The 12,563-nt window shown below is 56.8% G+C and carries 5 protein-coding genes; 1 reads left to right on the top strand and 4 read right to left on the bottom strand.

Annotated features, from left to right (window positions below; all coding sequences use genetic code 11):
* Positions 1-20 precede the first annotated feature (20 nt).
* The 3 genes from ACTG39_RS03545 to ACTG39_RS03535 form a co-directional block, all read right to left on the bottom strand.
* On the bottom strand, positions 21-1,406 hold the full coding sequence (locus ACTG39_RS03545; protein ID WP_439106154.1) for a M24 family metallopeptidase: 1,386 nt from the start codon (positions 1,404-1,406) through the stop codon (positions 21-23).
* A gap of 3 nt (positions 1,407-1,409) precedes the next feature.
* Positions 1,410-3,161, bottom strand: a complete 1,752-nt coding sequence (locus tag ACTG39_RS03540) for a M1 family metallopeptidase (protein WP_439106153.1) — start codon at positions 3,159-3,161, stop codon at positions 1,410-1,412.
* A 258-nt stretch (positions 3,162-3,419) separates the two neighbouring features.
* Positions 3,420-5,621 carry a prolyl oligopeptidase family serine peptidase gene (locus ACTG39_RS03535; RefSeq protein WP_439106152.1) on the bottom strand — a complete coding sequence of 734 codons (2,202 nt, stop codon included), beginning with the start codon at positions 5,619-5,621 and terminating at the stop codon, positions 3,420-3,422.
* 106 nt (positions 5,622-5,727) lie between these two features.
* On the opposite strand from ACTG39_RS03535, the gene ACTG39_RS03530 reads away from it, so the two are divergent.
* On the top strand, positions 5,728-8,859 hold the full coding sequence (locus ACTG39_RS03530) for a WD40/YVTN/BNR-like repeat-containing protein (protein WP_439106151.1): 3,132 nt from the start codon (positions 5,728-5,730) through the stop codon (positions 8,857-8,859).
* A 302-nt stretch (positions 8,860-9,161) separates the two neighbouring features.
* Here the strand turns inward: ACTG39_RS03530 and ACTG39_RS03525 are convergent, their stop codons facing one another.
* The gene (locus ACTG39_RS03525; protein ID WP_439106150.1) at positions 9,162-12,497 is read right to left on the bottom strand and encodes a VPS10 domain-containing protein; all 3,336 of its coding nucleotides are present in this window, start codon (positions 12,495-12,497) and stop codon (positions 9,162-9,164) included.
* Positions 12,498-12,563: the final 66 nt, after the last annotated feature.

Here is a 12,563-nt window from a genome sequence, read left to right as displayed (position 1 = left end):
CTTGTTTCACCGGCCGGGCGTTACTGCTGCCGGGGTATAAGCGTGATTTCGGTCTGACGCCCATCCAGATAGCGCACGGTTTCACCGTCGAAAAACGCATCTTCCTCCGTCATGAAACGAACAACTTGTCCATCCCATTCGGGCACCTCAGCCTCCGCATTGAGCTCGATGGACCAGGCTGTGTTGGGTCGCAAGGGGTAGACGCCTCGAGCGCCCTTCATGGGTCCCTGGTTATCCCACATACCTATTCCTGGACCGGCGCCATGGCCATGGAGGCCTAAGGGGTGGGTATAAATCGTGCCCTTGATGCCCTGTGCCTCGATGGCTTTACGCGTGGCGGCTAGCATTTCATTGCCAGAGCGGCCGGTTTTAAAAGTGGCCAGCAGTGCATCCTGCACCTTGTTGGCTGCCGCCAGTCCATCTCTCAAGCCTTTGGGCGCTTCGGTTTCGCCCGGACGCAATACGTAGGCGTGATGCTGGGTATCCGTATTGAGTCGCAGATAGGTGATGCCAAAATCCACGTGGAGGAAATCTCCGGGCATGATCACATCACCCTCATCCAAACTCATATTGGCAATGGAAAATGCGGATTGGGAGGCTCTTTGCACATGCACGCTGGGGTGAAACCAGGTATCCAGCCCAAGGTCAGATACATGCTGGCGCAGGTGCCAGCGAAGATCTTCCGTGGTGGTGATCCCCGGGGTAATCGTTTCCTCGGAAAACATTTGCGCAATGATTGCGTGAGCAATGCGAACAAGCTGCGGGTAGGCGGCCATTTCGGCCTCCGTGCGCGTCTCGAGCCAGCCTATGGCTAATCCATGTTTCTCGACGATTTTTTCATTCAAAGGACCGAGGGCCCGCTCCAGCTTTCTACGCATACCGGCACTGAGGCCATCGGCGAGAGGAAAGTCCTCGGAGGAATTGATGGCGACGGATTTGGGATCGCGTTCGCGGATGATCTCGGCCACACGCTCCCACTGATCGCCTTGTTCCTCAGGGTTCCATGCAGAAGGGAACAAGTCTGCTACGGGGTAGCGGGCAACGGCCAGGCGTTCAACCCCGGCTTCTTCGCCACGGTCATGGAAAATCATGATGGTTGTGCGTCGCGCAGCGAGCCAGGTCGCGGGCAGCATGGTTTTAACTACAGGGTCTTCGTCGTATTCACCCGCAACGAGGATCCACATGTCCACACCCTCACGGCGCATGAGGGGTGCTACTAAGGTATCCAGCCGATCTTTGAGCCAGCGATCAACGGTGGCGGCTCGCTCATCGAGGTCCAGGATGTGCGGCATGCGGGGGTCAATCACTTCCTGACTAAGCACTGCAGTGCTGGCCAGGGTGGTGAGACCACTCAAGGCCAGAGCCTGAGCCAAAGTGCGGAATGTCTTCTTTGTGCGTAAGGTCATGTCTTAGTCTCTTTGCCAGCCGTAGTCTTTCGCCATGCGCGTGAAGCGCTCGATGTTGTCCTGAATCTGCTGTTCTGTCTGCTCCGAACAGTCGCCAATAATAGGGAGTGTTCGCAATATTTTACTGTCGGGGTCGATGAGTACTCGAGCGCCTGTCGGTATCGACAGGGTCTGGGGACCTGATGACAGGTCGACCACCGTAACGTCGCCATCAATGCTGACGTCCACGGGCATGGGGAAGTCACGATCCCCAGGGACCTTCCACGACAGCGATAGCGTATCGTCATTGCGAGTAGTGACTAGCTCTGGCATGCCTGCTTCGCGGAGATAGGTCTCGACGATCCAACTGATGTCCTCACCGGCCTCGTCAGACATGATGGCGATGAAGTCCTCCGTTGAACGGTACCGCGATTGAATCGGATAGCTCAGCGACCAGGGCTCAGCGGTGTCGTATATCACTCTTCGTGTGCCTGCCCAGAAGGCATCCTCACCGATGTGCCGACGCAGACTGTGGAGCATCCAAGAGCCCTTGGTGTAGATGTCCCGGTTATCAAAGGCTTCGCCGGCATCCTCCACTTCGGGATTTGCTACGGGGAGGCAGTGCTCGTTATTGGTGTAGGCGCCATACATATGGTCGTAGTAACCCAGATTGCCGATAGTCTCTTCTGCAAAGACCGCCTGCATGTAGGCGCCATATCCTTCATGGAGCCAGGCGTCTTCGGGACGGGCGTGGGTCATCACGTTGCCAAACCACTCGTGGGCCAGTTCGTGGTGGAGTAGCCAGTCGTAACCATAACGGCCGCGCTTGTACTGCTCTCCATAGCCATTGATAGTCTGGTGCTCCATCCCCAGATGAGGCGTTTCTACAAAGCCTGCTTTTTCATCACCCCAGGGGTAGGGGCCCAGAATGCGTTCAAAGAACTCGAGGTCTGGTATGACGTCCGAAGCAATCAGTGCCCGCGCTTTGTCGGCGTTTTCCTCCAGTGCCCAGAACTGGATAGGGTAGCGACTACCGTTTACGCCCTGATACTCGTCTTCGACTAATTCGTAAGGACCGCCATTGATCGCGACTGCGTAGCCCGAGTAAGGATGTCTGGAAGTCCAATGCCAGGTATCAAAACCGTCGTCGCCTTCATCGACGGCGCTAAGCACACCTACTGACGCAATCTTCACGCCTTTGGGAGCGGAGATTGCGAGGTCAATGCCCTCGTCGGGCTTATCGGCAAAATTGTCCTTGCAGGGCCACCAGAGGTCGCAGCCGTCGCCCTGGACCGCCGTGGCGAACCAGGGCGTGCCGTCGACCTCAGACCACACAAAGCCGCCAAACCAGGGCGCTGCCAGCGCAACGTGGGGCTTACCGCCATAGCTAACGCTAATGCTGGCGCTCTCACCGGCGTCCAGCGTAGACGGCAAGCTCACCATAAACGAGCCGGCTTCGCGGCTTACGTTTAGCGCCGTGTCGCCAAGGGTGGCACCGTAGATCGAGAGTCTGGGGTCGAGGTCCAGTTGCAGAGTATCCAGATCTTCGAGGGCTTCAAATCGGACGTCCACGCTGCCTTCTATGGAGCGAGTCTCCGGCATGACTTTTAGAGACAGTGTGTAATGTCGCACATCAAAAGCGGACTGCATGGCGGTCATCGCTTTGCCAGACTTTGCCGTATCCGGATGCAGGTCGTCAGGATGAGCCTCGCCGCGGGCGGCAGCCTCCAGTGCAGCGATGACGGGGTCGTACTGCTTAGCACTGCTATCCGTCATTTGACCGCTGCAAGCACTGAGAGCGGCGACGATACAGCCCCCGAAAAGAGACCGGACAAGCTTTGGGTTGTCAGTGGGGGCCGAAAAAACAGCTGGGTGATAAGCGGATTGAGTCACGCTGAGCGCTCCCTAAAAGGTAAATCATGAGTTTAGTGTGCACGGCGTATCGCCGCGGATACAGCAACGAACTATATACACCATGGATCGAAGTGTAACCCGTCGTCGGCAGCTTTGTTGCCGTGTCGCGCTCTGTGGACCTTACTCGGGCATGAGATAGCGATCGAAATGCGCGAGCATTTTCCCGAAGAGATATTGGGCGTAATGGGGCTCCCGGCTCCAGCCGTGGGTGGCTCCCGGTGCGAAGGCAAAGTCAAAATCCTTTCCTTTCTTTATCAGTAAGTCCGCCAGCGCCGCCGTCGTCTTGAAAGGTACGACCTGATCCTGCATCCCGTGAATAATCAGCAAATGATCCTCGAGATTATCGGCATAGCGCGCCGCACTATTCAGAAACACCTCAGGATGCGTATCGGGACGGCGAACAATGGCGACGTCATCCGTACCAAAGAAGTAGGGGTCCACGGCGGCAGCGGCAGCGACCCCTGCGCGAAACAGTCCGGGTTTTTTTAGCAGCGAGTAGATGGAGAGCGTTCCACCGTAGCTGCTTCCCCAGATGCCCATGCGGTTGGTATCAATATGGGGCTGGGACTTTAGATAATTAACCGTGCTAACGATGTCCTCGATGTCATCGCCAGCAAAGTCCACTAAAAACTCTTCCCGGAAGTCGCGTCCGTACCCGGTGCTGCCACGCATATCGACCTGCACAACGATGTAGCCTTTTTGTACAAGCAACTGCTGCATGCGGCTATACACCCCCCGCCAGCGGTTGCGCACGGTGTTGGAATACATAGGGCCGAATAGCACGGGATACTGACGACCCGGTTCCAGGTTGCGGGGTTCGAGAATTCGCGCATGCAAGATGTAGTCATCAATGTGACTGGGAAAGCTCACATAGCGGCCGCGAGCCCATGACTTTTCTATGAAGGCGTCTGTTTGAGAGTGGGTAATGCGTCGGGGCTGATCACCCGACGCCGTCACGGTATAGATTTCTGGTGGCTGCGTGTCTTCACTGTGCATAAACGCCAGGTGTTTGGCATTAGGTGAAGGAAAGGCTGTATTGAATCCCGGCACAGGCGTCACCCGTTGGGGAGTGCGTGATTCCAGGCTGACACGAAACACCTGACTCTCACGGGAAGAGGGGGCGTTGGCCGTGTAAAAAATCTCACCGCGCTCCGTTACGATGGGCGAGCTAAGTACGTCTGCATCCGCATCGCTCAATCGTTCCGGCGTCGCCTTGGGCGCCATAGCATTGATGCTGTAGAGCCCGTAGCGATCGTCGAGGTCGCTGAGAAACACAATATCTTCGCCATTGGAGTGCCATGCTGAGGCGAAGGACGTGTAAATACGGCTTTGGCGGTAGCTGTGCCACACGGTATTCAATTGCTGGTTTGCATCTACCGTGTATAGCCAGCGATCTTCGGCGGTGTCCGAGGCAATATCCAGAAGCAGTTCACCCTGAGCTGACCAGGAAAAACCGATGACCTGTCGCGAAGTCGTATCCTCAAGAGGCAGCAGCTCCATCGTGCTGTCGCGAAGATTCACCAAAGCGACACTACGGGATTCGTTCGCGTCTCCCGGGTAGCCTCGCCGCACCTCATTGGGTGCGGTTTCCTTTGCCAGATAGTCCGGAAACGGAATTTTGCGCATGCCTCGTCTATCGACCAGGTGGACGGCTATGGTTTTACTGTCCGGTGACCATGCGTAGCTAGGCCCGCCCCAGATGCCCGGACCGATCTCCCGCTCGGGGCGGTTGTAGCGACCGATGGACAGTGCGGATAAGCCCGGGATGCCGACATCGGTAACTGCGCGAGCGCTATTACTCTGTAAATCAAAGATCCATAGATCACCGTCTTTCAGGTAGGCGACTTGATGATCATCGGGTGCAAGCCGAAGGTTCGATGCCCCCTCGCCTAAATCACCCAATAGCTGCGCGGATTGATCGTCGATGTTTGATTGCCAAAGTTCGCTCCCTCTTAGAGTCATGAGCGACTGACTATCAGCACGCCATAGGAAATCTCGAACCTGTGCGGCTCCGTCGGGTGTTGGAAGTTTGCGAAGAACCTCACCGGTAGCAGTTGCCAGCCACAGGTGGCGAGTGGCCAGGCCTTCGTCGTTCCAGGTAAAGGCAAAGTGGCGGCTGTCTGCAGCCCATTGGGGTGGTGACGGTGCTGTTCCAAAGATGCTGGGTGATGCGAACACATCGTCCAAGGTAAGGGCAGAGCTCTCTGTGGCCTTTACGCCGGTAGTTGCCAGCAAGAGAAGTACCGAGATCAACAATTGCCGCGCGCTGGCTCCAAATTCCTGATCGCGGATGCGCGCCTGAATATGTCCGCTCACTAACATGCTAGATATTCCTTAGGTTGTGCAGGGTCCGCCTGCAGTGATTCTGACATATACTTTCCGGCTAACGAACTTTCGATAAAAACAAACTAACTTTTGAGGGTTGATCATGAAGCCAGCGCTGTTTATTGCTTGTCTGGGCATCCTTTTCTCTGTCATGGCTCCGCAGGCCATGAGTGTCGAAGACGACCGCGACTTTTTTGACGGCATAGAAGCGAGAAATGTAGGCCCTTTTCGCGGGGGACGCGCGACGGTAGCGGTGGGCGTTCGCGAAAACCCTCATGTGTACTACATGGGTACCACGGGGGGGGTCTGGAAGACCGAGAACGCGGGTGCAAGCTGGCAGCCCATTTCAGATGAGGATTTTGGTTCCTCGGCCGTGGGTGCCATCGCCGTCGCGGCCTCAGATCCCAATGTACTGGTTGTGGGTATGGGGGAGTCGCCCTTTCGAAACATTGCCTCGTCGCAGGGCGATGGCGTTTACAAATCCACAGACGCCGGCAAGACCTGGACGCATATAGGCTTTGAGAACGTCCGTCAGATTGGTGAGATTCGCATCCACCCGACAGACCCCGACACTATTTGGGTAGCGGCCCAGGGCAACACTTACGCGCCTGCAGATGATGGTGGGGTGTTCAAAACTACGGATGGCGGCGAAACATGGCGTCGTGTGCTCGAGCCCCTTAACGAAACCACGGGAGCGGTAGATCTCGCGATAGATCCCGGCAATCCGCGTATTTTGTTTGCGGCGATGTGGGACAACCAGCGCACCCCCTGGAAGCTGCGCTCAGGAGGCGAGGGCAGTGGTATCTGGCGTTCGACAGACGGCGGCGAAAGCTGGGAACGTCTGGTCGACGACTTGCCCGAGGGCATGGGTAAGCTGGGGGTTGCCGTATCTGGTGCAAAGTCCGGTAGGGTCTGGGCAATCATCGAAGCCGAGGGCGATTCTGGCGGCCTGTACCGCTCTGACGATGGCGGTGACAGCTGGACTCAGCTCAACAAGGAGCGCGTGCTTCGAGCGCGCTCCTGGTACTACATGCATATCTTTGCCGACCCCAATGATGAGAACACGGTCTATGTGCTGAATGCGCCGTTTATGAAGTCTATCGACGGGGGTAGAAGCTTTAGCCAGGTTCAGACACCTCATGGCGATAATCACTATCTCTGGATTAACCCTGACAACTCTGACTGGATGGTTAACGCGAATGATGGCGGCGCTAACGTGTCCTTCGATGGGGCGACGACCTGGTCCCGTCAGGACAATCAGCCAACGGCGCAGTTTTACCGGGTGAACACCGACAACGCGTTTGAGTACCGCATTTATGGTGGCCAACAGGACAACTCCACCGTCGCGATTCGCAGTCGCTCAAGAGATGGCCAAATCGGTCGCGATGACTGGGAAGTGCACGGCGGGTGCGAGAGTGCCTATGTGGCAATGGACCCCAATGATCCTCGCTACACCTACGCTGGCTGCTATCTCGGATTGATTGATGAGTTTGATACTCAGACGCGTACAAGCCGCTCCGTTAAAGCCTACTCGGAAACGGGTTTGGGACAGTTGGCCAGCGATTCCAAGTACCGCTTTAACTGGAATTCTCCTATTCACGTTTCGCTCCACGATCCGAAGGTGATTTATCACGGCAGTAATGTGCTGCTTAAGTCTGTGAATCGTGGCTTTGATTGGGAAGAAGCGAGCCCGGACCTCACCCGTAATGAACTGGATAAGCAGGGCGAGGGCATGGGTCCCTACACCAATGAAAATATCGAGCAGTACAACACGATCTTTTCTTTTGCGGAGAGCTCCCACGACCCCGACACACTGTGGGTGGGCAGTGATGATGGTCTTGTCCATGTTAGCCGCGATGGCGGTGAAAACTGGAAAGACGTAAGCCCAAGAAATGCGGGTCGCGGTCTGATCAATGCTATTGAAGTGTCTCCCCACGATCCGGCGGTCGCCTATGTCGTGGTGATGAAGTACAAAGAGGGCGATAACCAGCCCTACGTGTATCGCACCTCAAACTACGGGCGCAGCTGGTCATCGATTAGCGATGGCCTACCCGAAGCACACTTTGTGCGGGTGGTACGGGAAGACCCCGAGCGCGAGGGTCTCTTGTACGCGGGAATGGAGCGAGGCCTGTACATCTCGTTTAACAGTGGCAAGGACTGGCAGGCGTTTCAGACTAACTTGCCCATCGTTCCCATCACTGACCTGATGGTGCGGCGTAACGATCTGGTGTTGGCAACTCAGGGCCGTGCTTTTTGGGTGATCGATGACATCGTGCCCCTGCGCCAATTTGACGAAGCGCATGAATCGGCAGCAGCTCACCTCTATGCGCCCACACCGGCTATTCGCCTAACCCCGACAAAGGGTCGTGCGGGCGGCGGCGAGAGCGTAGCACCGAGCGCGCCGGATGGCGCGGTGCTGTACTACGCGCTAAGTGAAGACCTTGATCTTGAGGAACACACGCTAAGCGTCGATATATTGAACGCTGACGGTGAGGTGATCCGCAGTTTTGCCACGGATGCTGAGAAAGGTATCGAAGGCGGTGGCAGAGGCTCTGCTATGGCAATTCCCGCGCAAAAAGGCCTCAACAGGATTGTATGGGATTTGCATACCGGCGCCACAGAAACCCTGAACTACGATGTGGTGTATGGCGCTCGCGCGGATAAATCCATCGCGGGATATGCCGTGGCTCCGGGCACCTACACGGTGCGCATGCAGCTCGGCGAGGAGGTTCAGGAGCAAACCGTGGAAGTCAGCTGGGATCCCATAAACAATTATGACGCGGAGGCGATCGCCGAACAGCAGGCTTTCGTTGATGAGGCCTTCTCCATGATCGATGCCATCTACACGCGCGTCGCCAGTCTGCAGAGCATTCAGGAGCAGGTGCGCATGCGTCAGTCGCTTGCGAAGGCTGCCGAGGACGACGTTGTTGCAGAAGCGGCGGAGTCGCTCCTCGCGTCTTTGGACGACTGGCAGAAGTCAGTGACTACACCCCAGCGCGAAACCTTTCAGGATGTGCTGAACTTTCATCCGCGGATTGATGCGTTTCTCATCGATGTTTATCAGCAGGCGGGCGATGCGGTGCTGGGACTCACTCGCGGGCAAAGAGATCGCCTGAACGATTTGCGGCCGCAGTGGCAGGAAGCAATGTCAGAGTGGGAGACCCTGGTGAGTGAAGACGTTGCAGCCTTCAATGCTATTGCCGGACCCGCGGTGGCGGCGCCTGATTGGGAGTGATGCCGCTCGGTTGAAGCGCGAGTAATGCTTCCGGACGGGTGCCAGCGCCTCGGCGCCGCTTCCCTTGAGCTGCTCGCGCATCTCCATCGACGATTGAGTACTTAACAGCGCGCTCGACGGACGCTCAAGCAAAGCGGCGCCGAGCCGCTGGTAGCGGTCAAAGCAAACCGGCGCCTGGCCACGAAAACGTTCGGTGAGCACCAGCCCCGAAAGCGGTGGCGAGGCGCTGATAGCTGTTAGAGCAAACCAGCGCCTGGCCACTCCTGCCCGTTAGGTCGGGTGGTCTATGAACGCTGACGCCATCAGTTGCTCACCGTCTGTCCGGGTATGTAGGGCGCCCCGCTTTCTGCGAGAGCGGCCTTGATACTCGCCAATTGCTCGTCGCGCACGGAGGTGGCTCTGGCCGCGATATCCGTCATCCACTCTTTGCCTAGCTGCAAATCTTTACGCTGATTCGCCGTGGGTGGCATGCGCGTGTTCATGGAGCGAGCTGCGGAGCTAATGCGGCGTGCTGCGCTGTGCGTCATGGCTTCGGCAAGCTTCTGTCTCGCAGGGTTTCCGCGAAGCATGTACTTGAGCTCAGCGATGTCGGCTTCCAGTGCGTCGATTGATTGATGCAAGGAGCGATCGCTGTCGGGAGACGCATCGATAGCTGCGCGCAGGTATCGAGTTTCTGCGGAAACTTCTTTTAGCAAGCCGTCAACGGCGTAGAGTTGTCGTTGGGCCTCGCTAACCTCGGCCTGAAACTCAACAGTTGCAAGGTAGTCGGTTCCGCTTGGGAGCGTAGTGAGAGCCTGTAACTCAAACGGTTGAGCGTCACCCAGATTCACTGTCGTGTCCGGGCCGACACGGACCAGTTGTGCCTGGTAAGCGCCGGGCGCGAGAAGTGCTCCCTTGGGATCGCTCATCCACGGAGCTCTAAAGCTCCCGTCGGGGAAGCTGATTGCGTTGGGCGCATCGGCGCGCATGTCCCAATTTACTCGCTGTAATCCAGTGTCGCTTGCAATGTTCAGGCGACGAACCGGGCTTCCCCGGGAGTCGCTGATCTCAATAAAGTATCGGGCTTCACCATTGGTGGCCTCATCCTTGAGTGCGTCCCAGCCGGGGAAAGGGATATCTTTGCCTGCGGCCGCGAGGTCGCGTTCTTGCTCTCGGCGCAGTGCTGTCGCTGTCTGCGCTACGCTTTTCAGGTACACCGTGAACATTGGGCCAAGCTCGGGGTTCGCAGTTTTATAGGCGGTACTCCCTTGACTGGGAATGCCTGCTGCCTGACCCGGCACTGACTCGAGGTACCACCAGGCATCGCGCACGGAGAAAAGAGTGCCTTCAATGCCGGGAACCGCCTCGCTAACCGTTCTCAGATTTGCCGCCATTTCCCGTAGCGGCCGGTAATCATCCAGAATGTAAACACCGCGACCAAAACTAGCGCCCACAAGATCGTTGTCCCGTCGCTGTAGTTTAAGATCTCTGAAGGGCACCGTCGGTACTCCGGCACTGAGAATCCTCCAGTGCTCGCCGCTATCCAGAGTCACGTAGATTCCGTTCTCTGCGGCAAGGAAAAGAAGGCCAGGCTCAATGTGGTCCTGCTGAATAGCCCAGACGATGATGTCCTTTGGAAGGTCGCCGCTAATGTCTCGCCAGCTCTTCCCGTTGTTATCGGTAGCGAAGATTAGAGGCCGATAGTCGCCGGTTTTATGATTGTCGGCGACTACAAACGCACCGTTGTCATTATGCTGTGAGGCCTCTATATCGTTAACAAAGGCCCCGTCAGGCAGCCCTGATGGTGTGACCGCACTCCAGCTGGCACCGCCATCAGTGGTGCTATGTACCAAACCGTCATCACTGCCGGTCCATAGATAGCCCGCCTGTAAGGGCGACTCGGAGATGGCGGTGAGCGTGGCGTAACCCGACATAGCACCCAGGTCCCAGAGGGCGTCGGTGCTGCGTACTCTACCGTCGACCGGCAGCGTAAATCGATTTGTATCTGTGGTTAGGTCGCCGCTGACTGCTGTCCAGGCATTGCCGCGATCATCACTTCGCCAGACACGCTGGGACCCGAAATAGATCCTGCCGGGTGAGTGGGGACTCATCTCCAGCGGCGAATCCCAGTTCCAGCGTTCCGGCGCTTCGCCTTCGGCGGGTTGCGGACGGATGCTTGCATTCTCTTTGCTGGGTGCGTGATGTCGAATTAGATTGCCCTTTTGGCTCATCTGATAAAAGACATCCGCATCGAAGAGGTCAAAAGCCACACCGTAACCATCGGCACCGTAGGGTACATACCAATCCTGGTTTCGAATGCCTTCAACATTGGTGGTTCGCGCGGGACCATGCAATGTACCGAGGTCCTGAGCGCCTAAAAGCACGTTGTAGTAAGGCGAATGATCGCTGACCGAGACTTTGTAAAACTGACTGATGGGTAGATTTGGAAAGTGTCGCCAGGTGTTGCCGTCATCAAAGCTCTCGTAGAGACCACCATCGGTACCCGCGAGGAGGTGTGTGGGTGCCTTCGGATCTATCCAGAGCGCATGGTTATCGCTGTGCTTGTCGCGACCGGTACCCAGTACTTCGAAATTTTTTCCCGCATCAGCGGTGGCGTGTAAAAACACATCCATCTGATAGACCCGGTCTGCATCAACAGGCGAAGCTTCAATTTCCTGATAGTAGTGGGGACCTGTGCCTCCCGAGATGTACTCGTTCCTGCGCTCCCAACTCTCGCCTCTATCATGGCTGATGAAGAATCCCTGTTTTCCGTCATTAGCTTCGATCGTCGCGTATACGCGATCGGGATCCGCAGGCGTTACCGCCAGGCCGATCTTGCCGACTTCGAGGTCCTCGTCATCGCTGGGCAGACCCTCAGTCACCTCACGCCAGGTCGCGCCGCCGTCGGTGGATTTCCAAAATCCGGAACCCGGTCCGCCCGCAAGAAAGGACCAAACCGTGCGACGGCGCTGATACGTGGCCGCGTAAACTACAGAGGGGTCCTTAGGGTGGAACTCCAGGTCCGTGGCACCGGTTTTGTCATCAACCGTGAGAACAGCACTCCAGCTTTGGCCGCCATCGGTGCTACGAAACACACCCCGCTCTCCACCGGAGGACCAAAGGGGGCCCTCTGCCGCAACCAGAATGTGATTAGAGTTATTGGGGTCTACAAGAATGCGCCCGATATGCTCGGATTTTTCCAGCCCCATGGATGTCCACGTTTTACCGCCATCGAGACTTCGATAAACACCATCTCCCCAGCCTACGTGGCGGCCGCTCACGTTTTCGCCGGTGCCGACCCAAAGAGTATTCGAGTTTTGGGGGTCGATAGTGATCTCGCCGATGGAGTAGGACTTCTGGTCATCAAATATGGGAGCCCAGGTGATTCCGGCATTGCTTGTCTTCCAGACCCCGCCAGATCCCACAGCGATGTACCAGATTGAAGCCGCGTTCGGATCGACCTCAATATCGGCGATGCGTCCGCCCATCATCGCCGGCCCGATGGCCCGCAGGTTTAAACCATCGATTACCTCATCGATGGGATCCGTATCATCTGCAGCCCCAGCCGCTTGAATAGCGCTCAAAAGTAGCAGGGGTAGAAGGGTGCTGCGAAGCAGAGCACCGGATTCTCCGATAATCTCGCGTAGATTCTTGTGCATGGATGCAAATACCTTGTTCGTGATCTTATGACGGGGTTTTCTATAGCCTGACTGTACTTCGTCGAA

Source organism: Congregibacter sp. (assembly GCF_965662665.1).
In the GTDB taxonomy this organism is placed as follows: Bacteria; Pseudomonadota; Gammaproteobacteria; order Pseudomonadales; family Halieaceae; genus Congregibacter.
Note: the sequence above shows the minus strand (reverse complement) of the source record. Positions and strands in the feature narration are given on the sequence as shown.

Excerpts from the sequence above, each read along its gene's own strand:
- ACTG39_RS03545 (WP_439106154.1), bottom strand. The coding sequence starts at position 1,406 with ATGACCTTACGCACAAAGAAGACATTCCGCACTTTGGCTCAGGCTCTG.
- ACTG39_RS03540 (WP_439106153.1), bottom strand. The coding sequence starts at position 3,161 with ATGACGGATAGCAGTGCTAAGCAGTACGACCCCGTCATCGCTGCACTG.
- ACTG39_RS03535 (WP_439106152.1), bottom strand. The coding sequence starts at position 5,621 with ATGTTAGTGAGCGGACATATTCAGGCGCGCATCCGCGATCAGGAATTT.
- ACTG39_RS03530 (WP_439106151.1), top strand. The coding sequence starts at position 5,728 with ATGAAGCCAGCGCTGTTTATTGCTTGTCTGGGCATCCTTTTCTCTGTC.
- ACTG39_RS03525 (WP_439106150.1), bottom strand. The coding sequence starts at position 12,497 with ATGCACAAGAATCTACGCGAGATTATCGGAGAATCCGGTGCTCTGCTT.